General features: G+C 56.5%; 21 protein-coding genes and 1 pseudogene. 15 read left to right on the plus strand and 7 right to left on the minus strand.

The window, feature by feature from the left end; genetic code table 11:
• Positions 1-84 precede the first annotated feature (84 nt).
• From HVA01_RS02045 to HVA01_RS02080, 8 genes and pseudogenes are all read left to right on the plus strand, one after another.
• Positions 85-1,890 (plus strand): IlvD/Edd family dehydratase, encoded by a 1,806-nt coding sequence (locus HVA01_RS02045; protein ID WP_146872877.1) that lies wholly within the window; start codon positions 85-87, stop codon positions 1,888-1,890.
• Positions 1,890-2,804 (plus strand): SMP-30/gluconolactonase/LRE family protein, encoded by a 915-nt coding sequence (locus HVA01_RS02050; RefSeq protein WP_246129396.1) that lies wholly within the window; start codon positions 1,890-1,892, stop codon positions 2,802-2,804. The genes HVA01_RS02045 and HVA01_RS02050 overlap by 1 nt, the downstream gene beginning before the upstream one ends.
• 135 nt (positions 2,805-2,939) lie before the next feature.
• Positions 2,940-3,546: pseudogene (locus HVA01_RS17905) on the plus strand (IS701 family transposase); the annotation flags it as partial.
• A 78-nt stretch (positions 3,547-3,624) separates the two neighbouring features.
• Entirely contained in the window at positions 3,625-5,232 is a 1,608-nt protein-coding gene (locus HVA01_RS02060; RefSeq protein ID WP_146872879.1) for a BCCT family transporter, read from the plus strand.
• 229 nt (positions 5,233-5,461) lie between these two features.
• On the plus strand, positions 5,462-5,863 hold the full coding sequence (locus HVA01_RS02065) for a DUF2784 domain-containing protein (RefSeq protein WP_146872880.1): 402 nt from the start codon (positions 5,462-5,464) through the stop codon (positions 5,861-5,863).
• 61 nt (positions 5,864-5,924) lie between these two features.
• The gene (locus tag HVA01_RS02070; protein WP_146872881.1) at positions 5,925-7,286 is read left to right on the plus strand and encodes a CHAD domain-containing protein; all 1,362 of its coding nucleotides are present in this window, start codon (positions 5,925-5,927) and stop codon (positions 7,284-7,286) included.
• Positions 7,287-7,449: 163 nt separating this feature from the next.
• Positions 7,450-8,559 (plus strand): diguanylate cyclase domain-containing protein, encoded by a 1,110-nt coding sequence (locus HVA01_RS02075; RefSeq protein WP_146872882.1) that lies wholly within the window; start codon positions 7,450-7,452, stop codon positions 8,557-8,559.
• A 27-nt stretch (positions 8,560-8,586) separates the two neighbouring features.
• Positions 8,587-9,102: an MgtC/SapB family protein gene (locus HVA01_RS02080; RefSeq protein WP_146872883.1), complete on the plus strand. Its 516-nt coding sequence runs from the start codon at positions 8,587-8,589 to the stop codon at positions 9,100-9,102.
• 107 nt (positions 9,103-9,209) lie between these two features.
• Here the strand turns inward: HVA01_RS02080 and HVA01_RS02085 are convergent, their stop codons facing one another.
• Complete coding sequence (locus HVA01_RS02085) at positions 9,210-10,532, minus strand: hypothetical protein (protein WP_146872884.1); 1,323 nt, start codon at positions 10,530-10,532, stop codon at positions 9,210-9,212.
• A 707-nt stretch (positions 10,533-11,239) separates the two neighbouring features.
• Between HVA01_RS02085 and fabI the strand changes: the two genes are divergently transcribed.
• From fabI to HVA01_RS02100, 3 genes are read left to right on the plus strand one after another with little or no spacing between them, the layout of a single operon-like run.
• Positions 11,240-12,016, plus strand: coding sequence for an enoyl-ACP reductase FabI (fabI, locus tag HVA01_RS02090; RefSeq protein WP_246129399.1), 777 nt, complete (start codon positions 11,240-11,242; stop codon positions 12,014-12,016).
• A 29-nt stretch (positions 12,017-12,045) separates the two neighbouring features.
• A complete protein-coding gene (locus tag HVA01_RS02095; RefSeq protein WP_146872885.1) occupies positions 12,046-13,464 on the plus strand; it encodes a bifunctional enoyl-CoA hydratase/phosphate acetyltransferase in 1,419 nt (472 codons plus the stop codon).
• A gap of 11 nt (positions 13,465-13,475) precedes the next feature.
• On the plus strand, positions 13,476-14,717 hold the full coding sequence (locus HVA01_RS02100; protein WP_146872886.1) for an acetate/propionate family kinase: 1,242 nt from the start codon (positions 13,476-13,478) through the stop codon (positions 14,715-14,717).
• Between the two features lie 14 nt (positions 14,718-14,731).
• Here HVA01_RS02100 and HVA01_RS02105 read toward each other — a convergent pair whose 3' ends face one another.
• From HVA01_RS02105 to HVA01_RS02115, 3 genes are all read right to left on the minus strand, one after another.
• Positions 14,732-15,013, minus strand: coding sequence for a DUF503 domain-containing protein (locus HVA01_RS02105; RefSeq protein WP_146872887.1), 282 nt, complete (start codon positions 15,011-15,013; stop codon positions 14,732-14,734).
• 64 nt (positions 15,014-15,077) lie between these two features.
• Positions 15,078-16,427 carry a nicotinate phosphoribosyltransferase gene (locus tag HVA01_RS02110; protein WP_146872888.1) on the minus strand — a complete coding sequence of 450 codons (1,350 nt, stop codon included), beginning with the start codon at positions 16,425-16,427 and terminating at the stop codon, positions 15,078-15,080.
• A gap of 340 nt (positions 16,428-16,767) precedes the next feature.
• Positions 16,768-18,678: a DNA topoisomerase III gene (locus tag HVA01_RS02115; protein ID WP_146872889.1), complete on the minus strand. Its 1,911-nt coding sequence runs from the start codon at positions 18,676-18,678 to the stop codon at positions 16,768-16,770.
• Positions 18,679-18,939: 261 nt separating this feature from the next.
• Between HVA01_RS02115 and HVA01_RS02120 the strand changes: the two genes are divergently transcribed.
• Positions 18,940-20,187 (plus strand): ABC1 kinase family protein, encoded by a 1,248-nt coding sequence (locus HVA01_RS02120; protein WP_146872890.1) that lies wholly within the window; start codon positions 18,940-18,942, stop codon positions 20,185-20,187.
• Here HVA01_RS02120 and HVA01_RS02125 read toward each other — a convergent pair.
• Entirely contained in the window at positions 20,184-20,777 is a 594-nt protein-coding gene (locus HVA01_RS02125; protein ID WP_146872891.1) for a GNAT family N-acetyltransferase, read from the minus strand. The genes HVA01_RS02120 and HVA01_RS02125 overlap by 4 nt on opposite strands.
• A gap of 156 nt (positions 20,778-20,933) precedes the next feature.
• Between HVA01_RS02125 and HVA01_RS02130 the strand changes: the two genes are divergently transcribed.
• The gene (locus tag HVA01_RS02130; protein ID WP_146872892.1) at positions 20,934-22,757 is read left to right on the plus strand and encodes an SEC-C domain-containing protein; all 1,824 of its coding nucleotides are present in this window, start codon (positions 20,934-20,936) and stop codon (positions 22,755-22,757) included.
• An 18-nt stretch (positions 22,758-22,775) separates the two neighbouring features.
• Here the strand turns inward: HVA01_RS02130 and HVA01_RS02135 are convergent, their stop codons facing one another.
• Positions 22,776-24,137 (minus strand): AmpG family muropeptide MFS transporter, encoded by a 1,362-nt coding sequence (locus HVA01_RS02135; protein ID WP_146872893.1) that lies wholly within the window; start codon positions 24,135-24,137, stop codon positions 22,776-22,778.
• 99 nt (positions 24,138-24,236) lie between these two features.
• Between HVA01_RS02135 and HVA01_RS02140 the strand changes: the two genes are divergently transcribed.
• On the plus strand, positions 24,237-24,755 hold the full coding sequence (locus HVA01_RS02140) for an FKBP-type peptidyl-prolyl cis-trans isomerase (protein WP_146872894.1): 519 nt from the start codon (positions 24,237-24,239) through the stop codon (positions 24,753-24,755).
• A 164-nt stretch (positions 24,756-24,919) separates the two neighbouring features.
• Positions 24,920-25,042, plus strand: a complete 123-nt coding sequence (gene ccoM / locus HVA01_RS17740; protein WP_281288459.1) for a cytochrome c oxidase subunit CcoM — start codon at positions 24,920-24,922, stop codon at positions 25,040-25,042.
• A 133-nt stretch (positions 25,043-25,175) separates the two neighbouring features.
• Here ccoM and HVA01_RS02145 read toward each other — a convergent pair whose 3' ends face one another.
• Positions 25,176-25,637, minus strand: a complete 462-nt coding sequence (locus HVA01_RS02145) for a group I truncated hemoglobin (protein ID WP_146872895.1) — start codon at positions 25,635-25,637, stop codon at positions 25,176-25,178.
• Between the last annotated feature and the right edge of the window lie 10 nt (positions 25,638-25,647).

Below are 25,647 nucleotides of genomic sequence, written 5' to 3' on the forward strand. Positions count from 1 at the left end.
GACAGGTGGCGTGTTTCTTGGTCGTTACAGCAGCACTCATCTTGACCGTCATCATTTTCTTGTTTCTTCTTGGGTAGATCTTATATGCGCGATTCAGAACACCCGATGACCCCCGACCAGCTTCGCTCGCGGTGGTGGTTTGACAACCCTGAGAACCCTGGGACAACGGCGCTGTGCATTGAGCGCTACATGAACTACGGCATCACGCTCGATGAACTCACCAGCGGCAAGCCGATTATCGGCATCTGCCAGTCGGGTTCCGACCTTACTCCCTGCAATCGTCACCACATCGAATTGGTTAAGCGGGTGAAGGATGGTATTCGCGCCAGCGGCGGGGTGCCGTTTGAGTTTCCCCTGCATCCAATTCACGAAAATGCACGCCGGCCCACGGCGGCACTCGATCGCAACCTGGCTTATTTGGGGCTGGTTGAAGTGCTTCACGGTTATCCATTAGACGGGGTAGTGCTCACGACGGGCTGCGACAAGACCACTCCGGCAAGCCTGATGGCGGCGGCGACCGTTAACATCCCGGCGATTGTGCTCTCTGGTGGGCCCATGCTTAACGGCTGGCATGGCGCCGAACGGGTGGGCTCAGGCACCGTCGTTTGGGAAATGCGTAAGCGCCTCGCTGCCGGTGACATCGACTACGCGGAATTCCTATCGAGGATTACGCAATCGGCTCCCTCGGTGGGGCATTGCAACACCATGGGTACCGCCTCCACCATGAACTCCATGGCGGAAGCGCTGGGGATGAGCCTGCCCGGCTCGGCAATGATTCCTGCCCCCTATAAAGAGCGCGCGATGGTTGCCTACGATACCGGAGCACGTATCGTTGACATGGTTTGGGAAGACCTGCGACCCGGCAATATCCTCACGCGTGAGGCCTTCGAGAATGCCATAAAGGTGTGTTCAGCGATTGGGGGGTCGAGCAATGCGCCGATCCATATCAATGCTATCGCTCGTCATAGTGGCATTGAACTTACCAACGATGACTGGCAGGTGTTTGGCTACGACATCCCATTGCTTGCCAACGTGATGCCGGCAGGCGCCTACCTCAGTGAAGAATTTTACCGTGCTGGCGGGGTGCCTGCCATTCTTCACGAGCTACTCGCTGCCGGCAAGCTCCACGGCGAGGCACTCACCGTCAACGGCAAAACACTGGCTACCAATACACAGGGCCGCGAAACCCTGGATCCGGAAGTGATACGGCGCTACGACAATCCTTTGGTCGAGCACGCAGGCTTTTTGAATCTCAAGGGCAACCTGTTCGATTCGGCGTTGATGAAAACGAGTGTTATCTCACAAGACTTCCGTCAGCGCTTTCTGAGTGACGCTGATGATCTGAATGCTTTCGAAGGTCCGGTGGTGGTTTTTGACGGCTCCGAGGATTACCACGCGCGTATTGACGATCCACAGCTCGGCATTGATGATCGCACCATCCTGGTGATGCGTGGCGCGGGTCCGGTGGGTCATCCCGGCGGTGCTGAGGTGGTTAATATGCAGCCGCCTGAGGCACTGATTAAGCGTGGCATTGAGTCATTGCCGTGTCTTGGTGACGGTCGCCAGTCGGGCACGTCGGGCTCGCCATCAATCCTTAACGCCTCACCGGAGGCCGCCACAGGGGGTAGCCTGGCGTTGCTTGAAAATGGCGATTGGCTTCGTGTCGATCTTACCAAAGGTGAGGTAAGGCTGCTTATTGATGAGGCTGAGCTGGAAGAGCGTCGAACACAGCTCGAACAGCAGGGCGGATACCGCTATCCGGCTCACCAGACGCCTTGGCAAGAAATCCAGCGTACTCTAGTCGAGCCTCTCGATCAGGGGATGACATTGAAAGGGGCAACTCGCTATCGTGATGTCGCAAGACAACATCCGCCCCGGGACAATCATTGATGGCCGGTAAAGGGAGTGGCGAGATGGAGGACTGCACCGTCGAAGTGGCGCTTGCTCTGGACATGAGCCTGGGAGAGAGCCCCTTGTGGTCGGTGGAGCGTCAGATGCTCTACTGGGTAGATATCAACAACGGCCGTCTCTATAGCTGGCGGCCGACCGGTAACGAGATGCCCGCTGCCATTGAGCTCGATGAAAAGATAGGCTGTATCGCTCTATGCGAGACAGGATTATTGGCGGCAACCGCTTCGAGTATTGAGCGGCTCGAATTGCCGTTGGGTAGCCAGCGCGAGCGACTGGCCGACAATCTTGAATGGCATCAGTCGGGCAATCGCTTCAACGATGGCCGTTGTGACGCAGCTGGGCGTTTCTGGGTGGGCACCATTGCCGCTGATGAAGCATGTCCCACCGCTGGGCTTTATTGTTTTGACCAAGGTGATTTTGTTTGTCGGCAATCGCGCCTTAGTATCTCAAACGGTCTGGCCTTTAGTCCTGATCAACGCTGGCTTTATCATACAGATTCACTGACACGAAAAATCCTGCGTTACCCTTTCGACGTGGAAACCGGAGCCACTGGCGAACCTGAGACCTGGGTTGATTTAGAGGCGCTGGGATTGCCAGGCGTGCCTGACGGTGCCGCCATTGACAGTGAGGGCCACTATTGGAGTGCTCTCTACGGGGGCGGTCGTATTGTGCGCTTTTCGCCTCAGGGGGAGTTGGTGGCAAGCATAGAACTGCCATGTCCACATCCCACCATGGTCGCCTTCGGCGGCCCGGACCTTCGGTCCCTTTATATCACGACTGCCACGCAGCACCTGGATGCAGAAGGCAAGGTCAGTTGGCCGGCCGCTGGCAGTCTACTGTGTGTTCAGGTGCCGATTGCTGGTCTGAGAGAGCCCATAGCCATAACCGTTTAGACGAATGTCTCGTGAAAAGTAGGGAAGCTCTGCGAAAGGCTGAAGGTCGAGTTGTGGCGATTATCTAGTTCTACTGTGTCATAAAATTGATTTGCTAGAATATGAAAGTAACCGTCTCACTGACAACGGTTGTTTATGCTACCTCATACGCTACGTGGACGTTTTGAGTCATACCTTGAAGCGTTAGCTCCCCCGACTGGAACATGCAGACCGTGTTTCCAGCTTCAAGGACTACTGCTACGGCCTGATGTTGTCCTTGCCGCGAAAGAGTGTTGAGCGGTTGCTGCCAGCGTTGATCCTGCCAAGGTGCAAGCGCGTCACCAAGCATTACATCACCTGGTAGCCATGTCTCCCTGGTCGGATCAAGCGCTTTTAACGGGCGTCGCACTGTGGGTATTGCCCCTATTTACCGACTGACACGCCACGTTACTGGATCATTGATGATACGGCGATCTGCAAGAAAGGCAGTCATTCAGTCAGTGTCAGTCGCCAGTATTGTGGCGAGATCGATAGGCAGGATAACTGTCAGGCGGCGGTCAGTCTGTCGGTGGCCACCGAGCAAGCGAGCCTGCCGGTGGCATGGCAGCTTTATTTACCCACGTCATGGATGGATCACCCGGAACGCTGTCGCCAGGCCGGTGTTCCTGCTGACGTGACCTTTGCCACTAAGCCAGACATTGCCTTGCAACAGGTCAGTCAAACGTTGGAACCAGGCATTGAACCAGGCATCATTCTGGCTGATGTCGGTCAGGCATTGGATTACGCAGCCGCTAGCCTAAAGTGCTATCGTTAACTGGACATCCTTGGTGGTGGTATTGAGATGACAGAATCACGCAAAACAGGCTTAAGCCAACATTGGCACCGTTTTACCCACCGGATGTCGCCGCCGGTTTTTTTCGGCTCGGCCCTCTGTGTCATCGCTTTTTGCATTTTTGGCGGTTTTTTTACCGCCACCGCGAGTGATGCCTTTTCTACCCTGCAACAGACCATTTCGCGCACCTTTGGCTGGTACTACGCCCTGATTGTCACCCTGTTTTTGCTCTTCACGTTATGGTTGCTGGCAAGCCCCTATGCAAAGCTGCGGTTGGGGCCACCGGATTCTCGACCCGATTACAGCTATCGTGCCTGGTTTGCCATGCTGTTCAGTGCCGGCATGGGTACCGGCCTTGTGTTCTGGGGGGTGGCGGAGCCGCTGTACCATCACGCTAACCCCTTTCTTGCCGAGGGTGGCACGCCGCAAGCGGCCAAAGAGGCCATGCGTTACACCTTTTTCCACTGGGGACTGCACCCTTGGGCCATTTATATTCTGTTTGGCGCCTCGATTGCGTATTTCCACTTTCGCCACGACCTTCCCCTTGCGCCGAGATCCATTCTTCATCCTCTGATTGGGCGCCACATTAATGGGCCGATCGGACATGGTGTGGACATACTGTGCACGGTGGGCACGCTTCTAGGCGTGGCCACCTCCTTGGGCTTGGGTGCTATGCAGATCAATAGCGGCCTTGCCCAGTATATGGACCTACCCCAGCACACCAGCGTTCAGGTGGCCATTATTGGCCTGATCACCCTTGTAGCCACTCTCTCGGTAATCTCCGGCATCAAGGCGGGTATCCGACGGTTAAGCCTCTTAAACCTGTCACTGGCATTCGGCCTTATGCTGTTCGTCTTTTTTGCCGGGAACATGATCTATATTCTGGAAACACTGGTGGGCACGCTTGGGATTTATCTCCAGAAACTGCCCGAAATGAGCCTCTGGGTGGAGTACGCCCGAACCAGCGACTGGCAAACGACCTGGACCATGTTCTACTGGGGCTGGTGGATCTCTTGGTCACCGTTTGTGGGGGTTTTTGTCGCCCGTATTTCCAGGGGGCGCACCATACGCGAGTTTATTCTTTCGGTGATGCTGGTCCCGACGCTTGTCACCTTCGTCTGGCTGTCGGTTTTTGGCGGCTCGGCACTTCATATCGAGCTTTTCGGCAGTGGCGGGCTCAGCCAGGTCGTTCAAGAGGATGTCTCGCTATCACTGCATGCGTTACTAAGCGAGCTACCGCTGGCGCGCGTGACCATGATGTGGGCGACCCTTGTCATTGTGCTTTTCTTTATTACCTCCTCGGACTCGGGTTCGCTGGTCGATGACATGGTGACATCCGGGGGGCACCCCAACCCATCGCGCGCGCAGCGGGTTTTCTGGGCCGTTTCCGAAGGCGCTGTTGCGGGGATACTGCTTATCGTGGGGGGCTTACGCGCGCTGCAGGATGCCTCGATTTCTCTGGGTTTCTTTATGTCCTTTTTATTGATCGCGATTTGTTTGGGGCTTTACCGCGCGCTGCGCTCGGAGCGCCACATGACACGCGCCGATAGCCAGGCGCAATTTGTTACCATGCCTTGGAGCAAAGGTCCTTCAAGCTCGGACAAACGTCCATCATAAGCGCTGGCTTTCATAAGCTGATTTTCATGAGCGATGATGTGGGTAAACGTGGGTGTGGGTAAAACATCGCCGATTGATACAGTGTGATCGTCAGCTACGGTGAATATTCAACACCGAACCTTCATCAAGCCATCTTCACGCAATCGCGGAAGCACAATTCCCTGAACAGCCCACCAATCCCTGCTGTCAAAAATGGAACATCATGCTTTTCAGCAGGTAATAACGTCCTATGCCTCCCACGCTGCTACTCCTGCTCGCCGACACTCTCTTGATCCTCCACGTTTTATTTGTGGCTTTTGTGGTGGTAGGCCTGCTTGCTATTTACGCAGGGTATTTCCTGAACTGGCAGTGGGTGCGCAATCGAGCTTTTCGCATCGTGCATTTGTACGCCATTGGCTATGTGGTGATTCAAGCCTGGTTAGGCGCGGTTTGCCCATTGACTACCTGGGAAATGGCACTACGGGCAGAGGCGGGCGCAGCCACTTATTCGGGTTCATTTATTCAACATTGGCTGCATAGCCTGCTCTATTTCACTTTGCCAGAGTTGCTATTTATCGTGATTTATACCCTGTTCGGCAGCTTGGTGTTGGCGAGCTGGTTTGTGGTGAAGCCTCGTCAGCGAGTTCGCTAGGCAACCTCTGATTATGGGTGTACTAAACGTTGCATGACATAGCGTGATTAGGAGGAAAACCATGCGGGATATTTACCTAATGCGCCACGCTAAGGCCAAACAGCCCAGTGGCGATATGAGCGACCACCAACGGCCGTTGCGCAAGCGGGGAAAACGGCAGGCAGCGGCGATGGCGCCTGTATTACAGCGCTGGCAGGCGTTGGAAGGGGAGGTTTGCGTCAGTAAGGCGGTGCGCACGCGGGAGACACTCGACGAGGTGGCAGCGCAACTGCCTGACCATACCTTGACGCATCGGGTTCACTTCGATGAAGCCCTTTACACTTTCGAGGTTGAAGCGCTATTGGCATGGCTGAAAGCGCTGCCTGACGGGGTCGGGAAGGTGCTGGTTATCGGTCACAACCCCGCCCTGGTTGACCTCGCCCGCTGGCTCAATAAGGCGGCGCCGCCTTCGCTTTCCACCGGTAGCGTGCTGCATTTCTCTCTACTGGATACGTACTGGTCATCCATGGAACAGGGCTGTGCTGAGTTAGTGGGGCACCTGAGCCCTGAAGAGGCCAGCTATCCGCTTTTCAAGCGTTTGGCACCCAAGCCGCCCGATCATAAAGGCGACATGGCGAGCCGTGTCCGTGCCATGCTGGAGCATCAGTATCAGATGATCAGAGCCTTAGAGCCTGGTGTCATCGCGGGCATTGATCCTGAGTTTCTGCATAAGTACCGGGTTAACCTGCGCCGTAGCCGGGCAGTAGGTGAATCCTTGCGTGCTGTTACCAAGGTGCCTGGCCTGAAGAGGAGGCTGAAGCGGCTCAAACATCGTGCCCAGGCCACCAGCGACCTTCGTGACCTTGATGTGTTTTTGCAGGATCTGGTCAACACCTCACCACCACTTTCCTCTGACACTCGCCAGGGCTTAAAACAATGGCTGCAGGCTTTCCAGCGGGAACAGCATCAGGCCTTGTGCCAACAGCTTAACACGCCGACGTATGCTGAGCAGTTGCAGGACTGGCAGAGTTTTATCGCTTCCGATGAGGTTGGGAAGGCGCTTGCTAAGCTCACGCCAACGCGCAGTAAGGCGGTACTGGACGAACGTATCGCCCGCCATGATGAAGAGCTAGCGGCACTTTCGTCAGAGGCCACTGACACCGCCTTGCATGAACTTCGCAAGGGCTTAAAGCGCATCCGCTATCTGGCTGATCTGAATCCAGAGACCCCCAAGGCGTTTCTATCTGAATTGAAGCACCGTCAGCGCCTGCTTGGCGACTTTCAAGATCTGCGCACTCGCCAAGCCTGGCTGGATGCCTTCTGCGCCAGCCCCGATAACGACCCGCGGCAAAAGCAAGAGTGCAGTCAATGGCGCGCTTCGCTAGAAGAACCAAAACAGAACCTGCGCAAGGAGGTGTTGGCCTTGGCACCCCTGGCCCGCTAAATACGCTGCCATTTCGCAAAACGGCTTAACTCGGGCATGATGAGCATCCCATAAAATGATGCAGCGCCGTAAAACCCGTTAACCGCGCCAAAAATTCTGGTACCACTGGTGTTACCAGTTAGGGGGTGGGTAGTGCAAAGCTGTTCAGTTCCGGAAACAGGTGATGATGAAAAAGCATGTGCCAATACCTGCCGAATGGCGGGCAGATTTTCTGCTTTACCAGTATGCGCTTTCACGTCGACTTGGTTTTTTGTTGTCTTGCGTGGTGTTGGTCTTGTTACCCGTATTCGTGACCCTGGAAGCCACATTGTGGAGCCACCAAAACGGGGAGCAGGTGTGGAAGCATCTTGGCCTCCGCTTGCCCACTGCCGTCCTGGCTACCACCTTTTTGGTGCTCTACCTGAATAAAGCCAAGGGCTGCTGGGCTTATCCGTTGCTATTGGCGCTGAATTTATCGGTAGTGGGGATGATGGCCACCATGTTCACTCTCCACTATTCGCAACAGGACGAACACTTTCTCTATATCAATCAGGGACTGACCATGGCCATCATCGCCATGGCTACGGCTACCGTATATGGGGCCAGAGACTTGGCTATCGTTTATGGTTTGCCCCTGCTTTCCGTCGTGACCTTTTTGGCAGCGTCAGGCTACGCATTACCGATTAACGTTACGCCCTTGGTCTACATCCCTTTAGCGATGGGCATAGGCGTTGTCATCGCGACAATGCTTCATAAGGAGCACCGACGGTCGTTTATTGCTAGCCAACAGCTTGAGCACAATGCATTAACCGATGCTCTCACCGGTCTGCCCAACCGTCGTGCTATGCAAGCTCAGTTGCAGGCAGAATGGAGCCGCGCAGAGCGCAACGGGCAGTGCTTTGCCGTACTAATGGCAGACCTTGATCGCTTTAAAGCCGTCAACGACCAGCATGGTCATGAGGTGGGCGATGAGGTGCTCATCACCCTGGCGAGTCGATTTAACGCCAATCTTCGCGGTGGGGATCGGGTGGCTCGCTGGGGTGGTGAGGAATTTTTGCTGCTGATTCCGGGTGGCAATCAGCAGAGCGCAATGGCTGTCGCCGAAAAAATACGCGTTGCTGTGGCTGAACCGGATTTTGCTACTTCAGCAGGCAATCTAGTGATTACGCTGAGTCTGGGCGTGGCGCTTTATCGTCATGCCGAGCGCATTGATGACGTTATTAGCCGCGCCGACAAAGCGCTCTACCGTGCCAAGCAAGAAGGGCGCAACCGCGCGGTGCTGGCCAAGGGCTGATGCCATGTCTCCAATAGGAACGAAGCAATGGAAGTGATTCTTAGCGTCATTATTTCTGAGTTTTCGGATTTTAATGATTTGAGTGAATTTATTATTTTGGTGGTTCGGTTGCTGATGGCAATCTTGCTCGGCGGCCTGTTGGGTCTTGAGCGCCAACAAAGCGGCAAGGCGGCTGGCGTTCGTACCCACATGCTCGTTTGCATGGGCGCGGCGCTATTTGTCCTGATTCCCCAGCAGGCCGGTATTTCTGATTCAGAGATGAGTCGGGTGATTCAAGGCGTTATTGCCGGGATTGGCTTTCTTTGCGCTGGCAGCATTATTACCGGTAAGGATGATCAGGCGGCGACAGGTCTGACCACCGCGGCGGGTATTTGGTTTACGGCCGCCATAGGCATCGCCGTTGGCCTGGGTCGAGAGCAAACGGCGGTGCTGTGTACGCTTCTGGCCTGGCTGGTGCTTTATGTGGTGCCTTTCTTTTCACGTTCCATAAGCAATAAAAAAGCTGCACTCTCAAAACCGAAAAAAGACCGTTCGGACACTTGATTAAGGTTAACAAGACGCTGCTGATGTAGGCGGGAGTTGTCAGTCAATAAAAACGCCCCGTTTCGTAAGAAGCGGGGCGTAAACTACGTCAGTGGGTCAAAAAGGGGTTAGAAAAGGAACCCGAAATTGGTCTGCACGCTGGTGTGCCATTGATCATCTATCGGTGAACCGAAGTAATTGAGCGCATTCTTATTGGTGACAATGCTGAACCAGGCGTAATACGGACCAGCCGTCACCTTCATGCCCAGGTCGTTGAGCATCGGATCGTCGACATCACCGAAACCGCCATTGGCCGGAGAGTAATCGCCTTCCGGGCTGATATAGCTGAAGTCGTTATAGAAGTAGAGGTTTTCGATGGCACCCCAGTCGACATCCATGCTGTAGCCCAGGCTGGCGGAATACATCTGGCCTTCGGCGGGGATCAGGTAGTTGAAGTTGAAAGCCCCGATCTGCATGACATCGTCGGAAATGCCGCTGACAGCTTCATCCGGATTTTCGGCATCGTACTCGTAGGCAGTGGCTTGAAACTGCGTAAACCAAGAACCGTAGCTGCCGTTCAGACCCACGGCGGCTTGCCAGTTGCTACCGCTATCGTTGGTCTGCTGATTGTAGAGCTGACCGCCTTTGGCCGAGGCGTTGATTTCGGTGGTGTAGTCGGTGCCCTGACCGAAGGTGTAGGCGACACGACCGGCAACCTGGTTTTCTGCAGAGTTGCCCTGGGCGCTGCTTCCCACCGGGTTTGCGCCATAATGCTCGTTGCCATCACCCAGTTGGTCGCTCTTGAAGAAGGCCAACGAGGTGTCCCAGGCGCCTTGGGTATGATCCCACTTGATACCCGCGTTCTGGTTGTCGCTGAAACCGGCGAGGTAAGGCAGGTTGCCGTACCAGCCCAGGTAGCCGTACTCCATGTTACCAAACGGTGTCTGGACCAGGCCCACTTTGACAGTGTCGCTATCGCTGGCTTGATAGCCCATCCAGCCCTCTTTGAGGAACTGGTAGCCGTCATAGAAGCGATACTCTAATGCGTACAAGAAGTTGTCGTGTTGCCCTTCAACGCCCAGTACGAACTTGCCGAAGTCCATGTCGCCGCCGGTGTCCTTGTCAACCTCGTCCCAGTCGTTATAAACCCCTTTCAACTGAAGGGTGCCGATGATTTGGGAGTTCTGGATTGAATCGAGCAGCGAGCTGTTTTCCTCGGCAAGCTCACGCGTCTGGGCGACCTCCGGGTTTTCCGCTGCTGGCGCGGACGACTGGTCTTGGAGTTGCTGTTCCATGCGCTCGACTTGCGCGCGCAAAGCATCCAGCTGGCGCTGCATGGCCGCATTGTCTTGTGCTAATGCCGGTGCAGCCAATGCCATTGTACCGGTAACGCCCATGGCGAAACCGACGGTTTTGAATGATCGTTGTGCTTTGAATGATCGTTGTGCCATTGTCTGTCTCCTTTCCCTTGCTTGAAATCGTGAGTCGTCGGGTGGGCTAAAGAGCCCCTGCGAACTGACATCTGAGAGTGTGGAACCGCAAACTCGACGTGAACATGCAATAGCCAGACATACACGCTTTGTTACCCGAGGGTTTGTCTGACCCTGAGCGATGACATTACCCGTGTTTGACGAGCTATGCGTTTCGGCGCGGTTGAGGCAGCTCCTAATTTTTTATTGTTATAAATCTCACTGTAGCAAAAATAGCCGTTTAATAAAGAAAGGTAGTGGAAAAACGTAGGGCAATCGCACGTGTAGAAAGCGTCTCGTTCAAGACCGCTTTCTGGTATCGGCGATAGGGTGACGCGAGGATCTTTCGCCATGGATGGCGGTCTTTCAGCCCTTGTGGGAGCCCTTGTGGGAGGGAGCTTTAGCTCGCGAATGTTCGGGCTACCAGTATGATGAGACTAAGGGGGTGCTTGCAGCACCTTTCGCCCGCTATTGATAATGCGCGATTGCCCTGTGGAAAACGTAGATATCATCTGATGACCGGCGTTGGGTCTTTTTTCTGGCTTTCCAGCCGCAATAAGACCGTGCTTCGCCCATTGCTTGGCATCATAAAATGCCGGGCATCTTATGCGTTTTCCAACGGACTTTGCTAGGCTTTGTTGCACTGCAGCGTAAGCTGCCCATTGCAAACAATGAAAGGAGTCACCGTTTTGAACTCTCATCCTTTTTCCATGCAAGGAAAGGTTGGCATCGTCGCTGGCCTGGCCAATGAAGACAGTATCGCTTTCGGTTGTGCCAAGGCACTCCATGCAGCGGGGGCGGAAATGCTGGTTACCTGCGCCTCATCCAAAGCGGAGCGCTTCGTTAAACCCCTGTTACCCGATATGGGCGATCCCGAACTTATGGTTTGCGATGTTCAGCAAGATGAGCAACTAAGCGCTCTGTTCGAGCGAGCCAATCAACGCTGGGGAAGGGTCGATTTTGTTATCCACTCCATTGCCTTTGCTCCGCTTGACGACCTGCATGGGCGGGTTGTGGATTGTTCGCGCGATGGCTTCTTGCAAGCGATGGATATTTCCTGCCATTCCTTTATGCGGATGAGCAAGCTGGCCGAACCCTTGATGAAGGATGGCGGTAGTTTGATCAGCATGACCTACCATGGTGCTGAGAAGGTGGTGGATAGCTACAACCTGATGGGGCCGGTCAAGGCGGCGCTGGAAGCCGCGACTCGCTACATGGCGGCGGAGCTGGGACCGCAAGGCATCCGAGTGCATGCGGTATCGCCAGGCGTAATTCGTACCCGGGCGGCGTCAGGGTTGAAAGAAATTGAAGCGCTGACCAAGGACACTGAAGATCGTGCCCCCCTCAAGCGTCTAGCAACGATAGAAGACGTCGGCAATGCAGTGGTGTATTTAACGGCGCCTTCTGGCGCGGCCCTTTCCGGCATGACGCATTACGTGGATGCGGGCTATCACATTCGCGCTTGATTCACCCTATTACTGTCAGGAGTCGATATATGTCACAGCCAAAGGAAGATGGTTTCATTGAAAATCGCACCTTAGATGAAATTCAAATAGGGGATCAGGCACATTTGGAAAAGCGCCTGACCATGGAGGACATCAAGCTTTTTGCGATCATGTCGGGAGACGTCAACCCTGCCCATGTCGATGACGAGTTTGCCAAGAGCAGCACCTTTCATGAAGTGATCGCCCATGGCATGTGGGGCGGGGCGCTGATTTCCACCGTGCTGGGCACCCAACTGCCCGGGCCGGGAACGATTTATCTCGGTCAGACGTTAGCCTTCAAGGCGCCGGTGACGCTGGGCGACGTGCTCAAGGTGAGCGTTAAGGCCGTCGAAAAGAACGAGGAAAAACATCATATCCGCTTTGATTGTCGCTGTGAAAACCAGAAAGGTGAGGCGGTTATTGAAGGCGAGGCCTGGGTATTGGCGCCTACGAAAAAGATCCGGCGTCCGCGCACCATTATGCCCCAGGTACGCCTGGCTGAGCGTGGGCGGCTGCATGAAATACTCACCGCTGCCGATCATCCGGACGCCGTGCGTATGGCGGTAGTCCATCCAGTGGATGAAGCGTCCATTCTGGGGGCGTCCGAATCCGCCGAGCAGGGCTTGATCATACCGTTGCTGGTGGGTCCGAAAGCCAAGATCGAGGCGGCAGCCGAAAAAGCCGAAGTCGACATTTCTCACTTCGAACTCGTCGATGTGCCTCACAGCCATGCCGCAGCCGAAAAAGCAGTCGCCATGACGCGTGAAGGCCAAGTCGACTCCTTGATGAAAGGTGCTCTGCATACCGATGAATTATTGCATGAGGTACTCAAGCGAGACGGCGGCCTGCGTACTGAGCGATGTATCAGCCATGTAATGGCATTTGATGTACCCACCTATCCTCGGCCGCTATTTATCACCGATGCGGCGATCAACATCTCGCCCAACCTCGAAACCAAACGCGATATCGTGCAAAACGTCATTGAGCTTGCCCACGCCCTGGGAAATACCGACCCCAAGGTGGCCATTCTTTCGGCCGTGGAGACGGTTAATTCCAAGATGAGTTCGACCTTGGATGCGGCAGCGCTGTGCAAGATGGCGGACCGTGGCCAGATTACCGGCGGAACCCTGGATGGCCCCTTGGCATTCGACAATGCTGTCTCTGAAGCGGCCGCCGAAACCAAGAAGATCGTCTCGCCGGTGGCAGGGAAAGCCGATATTCTGATCGCGCCCGACCTGGAGGCTGCCAATATGTTGATGAAGCAATTGACCTATCTGGCCGATGCCACCGGTGCCGGCCTGGTGGTCGGTGCCAGGGTGCCGATAGTGCTCACCAGCCGGGCGGATGACGCCATAACGCGCATGGCTTCCTGCGCTTTGGCCCTACTGTTGTCCGATTATCAAAAGAAGAATACCCGGTCGTCACCCTAAGGAGCTGTTTCATGAAGGATATTCTGGTTATTAACAGTGGTTCTTCCAGCATCAAGTTCGCTCTGTATGCGCCTGGTGATGACGACGACGAAAGCCTGGCGCGTTTTCAGATTCGTTATCAGGGCCAGTTTTCCGGCTTGGGGCAGACACCGCGCTTCTTTCTCAAGGATGGCCAGGGCAAGCCGGTGGAAACCGAGCAAGCGCGTGAACTGCCGGAAGGGATGGAACATCACGCCGCCCTTGAGCGTTTGCTGAAATGGATCGAGCAACAACCCGATCTTGACGATATCGCTGTGGTCGGTCATCGGGTGGTGCACGGCGGGCGTGATTATCATGCGCCGGTGGTGCTGGATGAAAAAAATATCCAGGCCCTGGAAACGCTGATTCCTCTGGCGCCGCTACATCAGCCGTTTTGCCTGGCGCCGGTTAAGATGCTTGCCGAGCAGCGTCCGGACCTGGTGCAGGTGGCGTGCTTCGATACCGCCTTTCATACGACGCAACCCAAGGTATCCCAGCAGTTTGCCATTCCGCGGGAACTGACCGAAAAAGGCTTGGTACGTTACGGCTTTCACGGGCTTTCCTATGATTATATCAATCGGGTCTTGCCGAGCTATCTAGAAAGCCATTTGGAAAACTATCGGAAAGACGCCTCAGCTGAACGCGTGATCGTGGCTCACTTGGGCAATGGGGCAAGCATGTGTGCCATTCACAATGCTAAGAGTGTGACGTCCACTATGGGCTTTACCGCCGTGGATGGGCTACCCATGGGAACACGTTGCGGCAATCTTGACCCCGGCCTGGTGCTGCATCTATTGGATGAGGAAAAAATGAGTCTCGATGAAGTCAGTGAGCTGCTCTACAAACGCTCCGGTTTGCTCGGGGTGTCGGGGGGCATCAGTAGCGATATGCGTGAACTTCTTGCAAGCGATGCGCCCGAGGCGCAGGAAGCCATTGACCTGTTCATTTATCGTATCGTACGCGAAATCGGGAGTCTGGCGGCTGCCATGGGAGGGGTCGATCAGTTAGTATTCACCGCCGGTATTGGTGAAAAAGCGGCCGCGGTGCGCGAAGGGGTGTGCCGTGGATGTGAATGGTTAGGGGTTACCCTGGATGGCGAAGCGAATCAGGAAAACGCCCAACGCATCAGCCATCCTGAAAGCCGGGTCGGTGCTTGGGTAATACCCACCGATGAAGAGCGCATGATTGCCTGGCACAGTGCCAAACACCTGCAAGCCGAGTCAGCAGAGGTCTAGCTAACATCTTGGGGCTAGAGTATTTCCCGGGTCACATCGAGCACTCGCCCCTCGACCGTGCGCTGGAGCTTGTCTTCTATCTCGCTACACAGCGATTCGATCTTTTGTGGTGAGATGGCGGCCACCACGAAGGTCCATTCGCTGGCGTCGAGTTTGTCATGGTCGCCACTTTCACAAACGGCAATGGCGGGGTTGCGCCCGAAACGTTCGTGCAGACCGCCGACACGCTGGCGTTTTTCCTTGAGCGAGCCGCACCCCGGCAGGGAAATCTTCATGGTAAGGACGCTGATGTGCATGGGCATTGCTCCTTTTTATGATGAAAACGCACCGTAGAGGCATATCCCCTCAACGTCGGGTTCCTCAAGAAAGCGCCTCGACGAGACGGTTAAGTTCATCGCTTAGCGCCACCGGATAGTCGGTTTCGCCTTCCTCGAGTTCTTTCATCGCATCGGGCATGTCCTTCAATGCGGCCTGGACTCGCTCCCGAGCGCTATCCGCCAAGGCCATGGCCTCATCGTCGAGGCGACCATTCTTGACCAACGCCACCAGCAGGGCTTCGCCATCGGCTCGCTTTTCATCTCGGCAGGCAATGATATCCCCGGCATAGCGGCCCTGGGCGTCGCGCCTCCGGTAAACCTGCTTGCGCCCGGGTAGGTTGATCTTGCCGCTGGAGTGCTTGACCCGAGGACGCTCGGCGTATTCCACCAGTTTGTAGGAAAGATCGATCACCGGCGCATCCGCCGCCACCCCCAATTGCGTGCCGACACCGAAGGCATCGATGGGCGCACGGTCCTTGAGTAGTGCCTGGATCTTGTGTTCATCGAGCCCACTGCTGGCAATGACCTTGACCGAGGGGTAACCGGCTTCATCCAGCATGGCCCTTGAACGATGCGCCAGATCCCCCAGGTCACCGGAATCCAGGCGCACGCCGCTGACCTTGAGGTCGGGTTCTTCGTTCATCAAATCGATGACCATCTGCACCCCTTTCAAGGTGTCGTGGGTATCCACCAGCAAGACGGTTTCAGGGTATTGGCGAGCGAAGGCGCGATAGGCTTCACGTTCATCGTCATGCGCGAGAATGTAGCTATGCGCCATGGTGCCGTTCAAGGCCAGGTCATGGCGTAGCCCACCCAGTACATTGCTGGTGGCGGCGATGCCGGCGGTGCGATAGGCGCGCACCCCGCGCATGGCCGCATCCACGCCGTGCATGCGGCGCATGCCGAAATCCACCACCGGGCGATCTTCGGCGGCAATGGCGATGCGCACCGCCTTGGATGCCAGTACGGTTTCCGGCTGCACCAGGTTCATGATCAGGCTTTCCAGCAATTGGGCTTCCGCGATGGGGGCATCCACTTCCAGAAAGGGTTCGTTCTGAAATACCGGGGTGCCTTCCGGCAGGGTCCAGATATCGCCACTGAAACTGAATTTGCCCAGCCAGTTGAGAAAATCCTCATCGAATTTTCCGGTATCGGCGAGGCGATCCAGGTTTGCCTGGCTGCAACGCAATTGACTGACCAGCGCTGCGGCATGTTGTTGACCACAGGCCAGCATGAAGCGCCGCGTGGGTGGAAGCTTGCGAAAGAACAAGCTGAACGTGGCCCGTTCCTGCATAGGCTCCCTCCAGTAAGCCTGGACCATGGTCAGCTGATAAAGGTCAGTCAGTAACAGGAGGTCGTTGTCTTCGACCTGGACGGGAATCGGTTCGCTCATGTTTGTACCTCGATGCCAATGCCAATGCCAATTCCGCCTTCGCAGAAGTCGCTTTGCATGTCCACTACCAGCAAAGCGTCTTGAGGCGCATTGTTGACTTGCGTCGCCATGAAAGACCTCCATCGTCTTTTAAGAACAGGTGTTTTTAGAAACAGGTACCTCTCAGCGTATGACCTGAAAACGATTTTGTGTAGGTGAGCTTGTCGATGAGGTTGTAGATGAGCTTGTCGATGAGATTGTGTTTCGGACCGTTTTAACGCAAACCTGATGCTCAGATCATGGGGTTTCAATGACTGTCAGGCACGCAAGGAAGTAGCGGCTGAAAGGGTTGCAAGCACCATCAACGTTGTTTGGCAGGTTTACGTTTCACGTTTTCTCGACGTTTGTTTCTAGTGCCCGTGCGCTTGGCCGGGCCACCCGCTTCGCCTTGGGCGGTCTGCAGGCTCTGCCTTAGTTTGGCCGCGTCGCTGTGGGTGAGCAGGCCGCGTAAATCATCCAGCAGCGCCTGCTGGAAAGCGCCAGGATCGTCCTGCTGTTCGGAAATCCCCCTTAGACGCTGTTCCCAAAGGGCGGTGCGCTCCGGCGTGCTTACGGCGCTGGGCAGGGCGGCGATTAAGGCGCTTCCCAGTTTGGTGGCGCGCAGGGCCTTTTGCTGGCGTACCAGGTAGCCGCGCTGCACCAGGGTTTCGATAATGCCTGCGCGGGTGGCTTCGGTGCCCAGGCCGTCGGTATCGCGCAGAGTGCGGCGAACGGTGGGGTCATCCACGTAGCGGCCAATGTTCATCATCGCCTTGATCAGGCTGGCATCGGTAAAGGGCTCCGGTGGGCGGGTCTCTTTCTCCTCAACGCCTGCGCCAACGGCTTGGCAGGCTTCTCCTTGAGTGAGTGGTGGCAGCGGCGGGGCTTCATCGCGGGTGGTAAATAGTGGTTTCCAACCGGGGTCGAGAATGCTTTGGCCGCGGGCGCGGAAGGCTTCATTGAGCAGCGTAAACTCCGCTTTGACTTCGAAGGTGCGCAGCGGGCGGTAAAACTGGGCCATCACGTTGCGCACGATCAACCGAAACACATGGCCTTCGGTCGCGGAGAGCTGGCTAAAATCGGCTGGTTTGCCGGTGGGCGCAATCGCGTGGTGAGCGCCGACCTGCTTATCGTTCCAGGCCTTGGAGCGCAGCGTGAAGTCCGCGCCCTTTAGCCACTGTTGCAGTGCTTCATCGTTTTGGCAGGCGCCGGTTAAACTGCGCTGGGCAAGCTGAAGGTGCTCTTCGGGTAGGTAGCGGCAGTCGGAACGTGGATAGGTAATCAGCTTGTGGCGCTCGTAAAGCCGTTGGCAAATATCCAGCACCATCTGCGCCGAAAGCCCATGGCGGCGGGCGGCGTCGACCTGCAGGGCAGACAGCGAGTAGGGCAGCGGCGGGGCTTGACGTTTTTCCTGTTGGTCGAGCTTAGCCAGCTGGCCCGTTGCACCCGGCAACTCAGCCGCCAGGGCGTCGGCCGGTTTGCGGTCAATCAAACGGCCTTGATCATCGAGAGGTTGATGCTCTTTGGGCGCCCACCAGGCGCGTAACTGGCCTTGGGCGACGTTTAGATCCACCCATAGCGGGTAAAACGGGTGGGGCACAAAGTCACGAATGGCGTTGTCGCGGCGCACGATGAGCCCCAGCACTGGGGTTTGTACGCGGCCGACAGACAGCACGCCGTCGTGGCCGGCTTGGCGGCCAGTCAGCGTCCAGGCGCGGGTCAGGTTAATGCCATACAGCCAGTCAGCGCGGGAGCGGGCCTGGGCGGCCTCAAACAGCGGCTGATACTCGGCGTTGGGGCGCAGCTTGGCAAGCGCCCGGCTCACTGCGGGCTTGTTAAGGTCGCTGATCAGCAGCCGCTGCACCGGACCGCGATACTTCATGTACTCGATCACTTCCTGCACCAGTAGCTGGCCTTCGCGATCAGGGTCACCCGCGTGAACCACGTCGGTGGCTTGTTTGATCAGCTTGCGAATCACCGCGAGTTGCCCGCGTGCTTTTGAGCGCGGCATCAGTTTCCACTGGGCGGGCACGATGGGGAGTCGATCCAGCCGCCACTGTTTATCGGCGGGGTCGTAGGCTTCCGGCGGCGCCTGCTCCAGTAAGTGCCCCAGGCACCAGGTAACGGTGGTGTCTGCGCAGTTAATCGCGCCGTCCTGGCGTTTGCTAGTGCCGGGAAGCGCCTCGGCAATGGCTTGGGCGAGGCTGGGTTTTTCGGCAATTATCAGGCGCATAGCAGCGGGGCCTTACTCGTATCCTGTGATGGCGGCTATGGTAGCAGACACGCGGGAGCAGACCCATTGAGGTGTTAGCGTAAGGCGTTAGCTCAGGCAATCAGCGCAGGCAATATAGTGATGCTATATATCGCCAAAACTGTTAGCTTGTACACATGTTGTATAGCTAATTATCTTGTCATGGACAAAGCGTCAGGCCTGGATTCAGGGCTAAATGACGCTATGGGCAATATGATGATGAATAACAAGGAGAGAGAGTCAATGCGTGAGCGCGGCAGAACACGACGCTTGATGGGCTTAGGCGCACGTACCGGTGGTGCGATGCTGAAGACCCGCTTAGGGGGGCAAGCGGATTGGCGTGCTCTGGGCGAAGCGCTGTTTGAAGGGCTTTCAGAGCTGAAAGGCCCGGCTATGAAGCTGGCCCAGGTGATGTCCCAGTGGGATGACCTGCTGCCCCCTGATCTCGCCGAAGAACTGGCTCGTTTACAGCGCCAGGCAGAACCGATGCCCTGGCCACGTATTCGCGAAACGTTGGTGCTGCAGTACGGCGATATTGATCACTATTTTAGCGACATCGAAGAGCGCCCGTTTGCCAGCGCTTCCATGGGCCAAGTGCACCGGGCGACCACCCATGAGGGTGACACTGTCGTACTCAAGGTGCAGTATCCAGGTCTAGCGGAAGTGTTAGAGAGTGATTTGATCCAGGTGCGGCGCATTATGCGGCTGGGCCGCTGGTTTAAGGTGCCCCAGGCCAGGCTTGATGCGCTGTTTGAGGAGCTGGCCGTGAGCCTGCGTGAGGAGCTGGATTACCCTGCGGAAGCGGCCGCTTTGGCGCGCTACCGGAAGCGCTATCAGGATAACCCGCATTTGGTGATTCCCGAGCCGCTGCTTGAGCTATCCGGTAAACACGTATTAGCCATGCGTTTTGTTGGCGGGACGCCGCTGCGTGACCTAGCCACTGCTGATGACGCCACGCGCCAGGGCATTGCCCAGACATTAGCGGATTGGCTCACCGAAGAATTGTTCAGCTACGGCGAGCTGCATGCTGACCCCCACGCGGGTAATTTTGCCGCCGATGACCAAGGGCGGCTGGTGATTTACGATTTAGGTGCGGTGATTAGCGTGCCCGAAGCGCGGCTAACCGCCATGATGCAGTTGCTTGATGCCACGCTGAAATATGACCCCATGGCCATGGATGAGGCGCTTTTGCAGATGGGCGGGCGACAGGGGCAGGGCGCGCCACTGTCGCTCTATCGCGAAGCAGCGGAGTGCGTGGCGCCGTTATTTGCGCCGGGAGAGCAGGATTTTAGCGACGTACGGGTACATCGTCGGTTGCGTGAACTCACCCCTAAAGTGTGGGCGGCGATGGACCGGCTACAGCCCCCGGCGGATACGCTGTTACTCTCCCGCGCGCTCAACGGCCACTACTGGAACCTGGTGCGTCTGGGAGCACGTTTGGATATGCATAAACGTACCGCGCCGCTATTAACCCGAGCGCGCGCGGCTTAGTCGAGTGTTTTCAGCCAAAACACCATCGGCTTGTGGGTTTCGCTGGGCTCATCGATATCTTTCCAGGCGAAGGTGGTTGTCAGTTCGGGTTGGCGCTGATAGCCCAGGCCCTGCCAGAAGCCATGCAGCGGGCGGTAATCGGCGGGCTCCAGTGGATGACCGGGCGGGCGTTCCACGGCGCAGAAGGCCACTTTATCGAACCCCTGGCGTTTGGCATGGGCTTCTCGCTCTGCCATGAAGTGCTTGCCAATGCCACGGCCGCGGTAGTCATGAAGCAGCACCGATTCGCCGTAGTAAAAAACGCGTTGGGGTGCGATACCGTGAGCCTCAAACGGATGGCGAAATTCGTCGACTTCATCCGCCAAGGGTTGCCCAGTAGCGGCGCCTACCAGCTCTTCTCCGTCAAACGCTAGCACGAACAGGCTGGCGGGGTTGTCAGCGTAGCGGCCTAAATAATCCGCCTCGTAGTCTAGGTCACCATCGTAAAGGTAGGGATAATCACGAAATACCCGAATGCGTAGCCGGGCGAGTGCCTGACGGTGAGGGGCTATATCGGCTCCTTGGCAGGTGGTGACTGTCAATGCATTCATTGGTTTGCTCCCGCTGATTTCAACGCTGCGCAGTTGGGTTGACAATTGGCACCCTAGCAGCCTCTCACGATGTCGCCAATCCTCTCTGCGAGTTACCCAAGGGTCATGCTAGACTATGGCGCTTTTCAATAGGGTCTTTTATCAGTGGAGACGGCAATGCTGGCGGTATGGGTCGATCAGCTGCTGGGATTTGCCTCCGGGGCACTCTCGGCAATCAGGCAGCAAGAACACTATCCGGATTTTATGACGTGGGTGCGCGCCAAGGGCGCAGACGCTTTTGAAGGCGATGTGGCAATGGCCCAGGCGCTTGCCCCCGTGCTGTGGTCGCAAACGCCGCTGGAGCGGCTCAACTTTGCCTGCGAGCCACTCGCCACACCAGGGCGTAACGAGCTGTGCTGGTGCGATTCCGGGCGCAAATTTAAGCAGTGCTGCTATCAGGTTGAGTTTCCTACCGACATTCCCGAGCAAATGATGTGGATGCTGTCGCTCCGTGAATGGAAAGGCGCCACTCTCAAAGCCGCGCTGGATAGCCAGCAAGCCCCGCCGCAAGCATTGCTGGAAGCGGGTTTGATCGCCGCAGAAAGTGGCCAAACCGGCCGCGCTATGCAAATTCTTGAATCGCTGTTTGACGGCAGCGACTGGTCAAGGCTGCCCGAACAGGCCGAGCCCGCCTTTGAGATCCTGCTGGATATTTACCAAGAGCGCGGCTTTAACCGTAAACGGGCCGATTTACTCGACGAGGTCATGGAGCGCGGGCCGCTGTTTTTACGCGGCGTGGCGCTTGAGCGCCTGTGCTTAATGCACTTGGATAACGATGACCTGGATAGCGCTCGCGGCGCCTTTGTCAAAGCCCAGCAGGCGCTGCCGGATTCCCCCACGTTGGCCTACATTGAGGCCATGCTACTGCTACATGAAGGTCACGAGCAGGAAGCCAAAGAGCGGGCGAATTTCTGGTATCGCCGTCTGGTTCGCCAAGGTGAGCTGGATGAAGACCAGCTTGAATTCTTGGCGGCGCTAGCCGATAACCCCGGCGCCACCTTGGCCGATCAGCTGCTTAGCGCGGAAGAGGATTTAGCGACGCCTCTGGTAGCGCTTCAGTCCTTATTGGCCGCGCTGCCCGTCGCCCCTAAAATCGATCTTCAAGCCGACCCCCAAAGCGGGCGACTGCTTTACCACACCAGTGCCCGTGAAGCGACGCTGTTTGCCGCCTGGCACGAGCAGTTTCAGGTGCTGGTGGATGAAGACGTCGCGCTGGGCTTTCGCGATGACCCCTGGGGCAACGCCGTTGAGTGGATGTCGGCGCTATGCTCGCATCCCGAATGGCTGGATGCACCGCAGGTAGTGCAAGACTTAACCTTGGCGTTGACCAGCCGCTTTGGCAGCTTGCCATGGATGGCGCCGAGCCTTTTGGAGCCACTGGCACAGCGTTTATCGCGCTGGTTAGAGCAAGCCAGGGCAGAGGGCGAAGGTAGCCTGTGCTGGGATGATGCCGATAACGCCATATTGCTGCGCACCGGGTTAGCCCTGGTAGTCGGCATGGAGCGCGGCGCGCGTCAGCACTCCCGCCAGCTGGCTGAAGAATTATTGCTGATTGACCAGGAAGATAGCCTTGGCCTGCGTGAACTGGTGTTGGATCAACTGCTGCGCGATGATCGCAACGAGGAAGCGCTGGCGCTAGCCGAGGAAAATGACAGCGATGATGATGGCTCGCTGGTATTGGGGCTGTTAATGGGGAAAGCCTTAGCGCTGTATCGTCTTGAGCAGCAAGACGCTGCGGAAACCGCGTTGAAGGATGTGATTGGCCATAATCGCCATGCGCTTGAGCTGCTGTGCGCCGAGAGCCCACGCCCCTCAATGCCCCATCCCGATGGCCAGGTTGACCCCGGCTCACGGGCAGAAGCGTGGCAGTACCGCACCTTGATGCGCGACCAGTGGCGCACGACACCCGGTGCGTTGGATTGGCTCGAAGCTCATCGCTAGTCCCACCCTCAAGCCTGTTTAAGCAGGCTTGGGGGTGGGCACCAACTGCTTGTCTCGGCTGATCCAGATCGCCAATATAATTGCCGGTAACCCCAACAGGGTGGCGATGACGAAAAAGCTCGGGTAGCCCTGGGCGGTGACGACGAGCCCGCCAAAACCGCTTAAAAACTTCCCTGGCAGCGTCATTAATGACGAAAATAGCGCGTACTGGGTCGCGGTGTAAGCGCGTGAGGTTAAACTCGAAAGAAAAGCGATAAACACCGCGCTGGCTAAGCCGTTGGCAAGGTTGTCGCCGATAATCGTCACCACCAGCATAGGCAGCTGATTACCCACCACGGCAAGAACGGCAAACAGCAAGTTGGTGACCATCACCATTCCCGCACCGAAAATAAGCAGCGGGCCGATACCGTAGCGAGCGACGAAAAGCCCGCCTAATATCCCCCCGGTAATGCTCATCGCAATACCAAATATATTGGTCACGTTGGCAATCTCGGCCAGCGAAAAGCCCAGGTCGATATACAGCGGGTTAGCCATTGAAGCCATGGCCAAATCGCTGATCCTAAACACCGCAATAAATACCAAAATCCACACCGCTTTCACCCCGTAACGGGTGAAGAAATCGGTAAACGGGCAGACTAACGCACCGATGCTCCAGGCCCCCAAGCGGCGTAAAATTTTGGGTTTACCGCGGCTGGCGCGAATAAACGCGCGTACCTTGGGTTCATGAATCAACTGGATCGATAGCGACGCGCGTTTGGGCTCCGGGCGCACTAACACCGTCAACATACCAATGCTCATCAGCGCTGCCATGCTGAGATACGCCACGTCCCAAGAGGCGGATGCCGCGATATAGAGCGCCCCGGCCCCAGCGGCGAGCAAGCCGCCGCGATAGCCAATAATATAAGTAGACGCCATGGCGGCCTGTACGTGGTCGTCGGCAGATTCAATGCGATAGGCGTCGATAGCGATATCTTGGGTGGCTGAGCCAAAGGCGATGAGTAGCGCAAATAGGGCCACCAATCCCAGGTTGCCCACCGGGCTTACACCGGCAAGCCCGACAAGCCCCGCCACAATCATTGCCTGCGCCAGCAGCATCCAGCCGCGGCGTTGGCCAAACGCGCGGGTTAGCAGCGGTAGCGCCAACCGATCCACCACCGGCGCCCAGAAAAACTTGATTGAATAGAGCATGCCGATCCAGGCAAAAAAGCCAATGGCCGCGACTTCAACGCCATCGCTGCGCAGCCAAGCCGATAGCGTTGAAAACACCAACAGAAACGGCAGGCCGGCAGAAAAGCCCAAAAACAGCATGGTAATAACCGGGGCACGACAATAAATAGCCAGTGCGGCAAGCCAACTGCGCTGGGGGGTGGGGCTGGGCATTAAGCGCTACTCCTGGGAAAGACGTTGGCAACGGCCAAGTGATAAGCTAGGGGGTGTGATCCATCACAAAGCCGATAGCTTACCGGAGAGGAGTTTTCCATGTCGATTACGGCGCATCAGGTCGTTACCTTGCACTATGTTCTCAGCGACGTGCTCAACGATGGCAGCAAGAAGGTATTGGATGACTCCCAGGCGCGCGATAAGCCGCTGGAGTATCTACATGGCCACGACAATATCGTGCCAGGGTTAGAGAGTGCCTTAGCAGGCCAAGTGGCGGGCGCCGAGCTAAGCGTGCAATTAATGCCCGCCGATGCCTACGGCGTGCGCAACGAAGCGCTGGTTCAAGAGGTTAGCCGTGGTTCTTTCGGCGGGGCTGAGCTTGCGCCCGGCAGCCGTTTTCAAACCGAAGGCGAAGCCGGCCCGCAAATTGTCACTGTGTTAGCCATCGACGGAGACCGCGTGACGGTTGATACCAATCACCCGCTTGCCGGGCGCACGCTGAACTATCAAGTGCGCATTTTGGACGTTCGGGAAGCGACCCGAGCGGAATTGGCCAAAGGCCATCCACTACCGCCGGGCACCGAGCACAGTAAAGTCGAAGACCGCAAGGTACTCTAGTCTTACTGGCCCCAAAAATTAGTCTTACTGGCCCGCAAAAATTGATCGGTATCAATTTCTTGTTTAACCGCTAGCCCCCGCCCTGCGTAACTTGACCCAGGTCAGCATTCTCCCGCCGCTGAGTGACTAGTATGAACGCATACATCACGGCGGGAGGAATCACCATGTATTGGGATGACACAATTATTTTCGGTTTGGCCACCGTCGCTTTAGTTATCGCTTTCATGGTGGGTTGGGTTGGCTTCGTGATTCGCGATCATCTACGTAAAGACGAGCGCAAGAAATAGCCAAGCCAGCGCCTGTCAACGTTGTCAGGGGAGGGGGTTTGCTAGCGTAGTAAGCCTCCTGTTGCCAGCCCAATTTGGGCTGGCTTTTTTTGGTCTGGCTTTTTAGCTTAATTTAAACAGTGAGGCTGGCAGGTTACTGAAGACGCATAATATCTGAATACATCGGGGCTAACCGGCCCAGCAGCTCATTACGGGCACCAAGGGTAATGCCTTCTTCCTGCATTGCCGCATCGAGATGCTCCACCACGCGATTAAAATGCACGTCCGTCAGCCCCATATGTTGGTGAGCACGGTCCATTGGCGGGCCTTCGTAGCGGCAGGGGCCGCCGCTCACATCACACAGCTGGCTCGCCAGCGATTCGGCAAATAAGTCGATGTTAGTGTTGGCAAAAAACACCACCACATCGGGATCGTCGGCAATCCGGTATAACAGGTTTTCGACCACGGCATTGATCGACGCTTGTCCACCCAGGCGCTCGTAGAGCGGTGCCGACGGTGCTTGATGCGCACAGCCGGCGAGCGAAAACGCGACCGCTGCAAAAATGAGTGCAATTAAAGCACGCTGTTTAGACGTGTGTTGGCGTTGATAACTCATAGTATCCCGC

Origin of the sequence: Halovibrio variabilis, assembly GCF_007991175.1 — a bacterium.
Classification (GTDB): domain Bacteria; phylum Pseudomonadota; class Gammaproteobacteria; order Pseudomonadales; family Halomonadaceae; genus Vreelandella; species Vreelandella variabilis.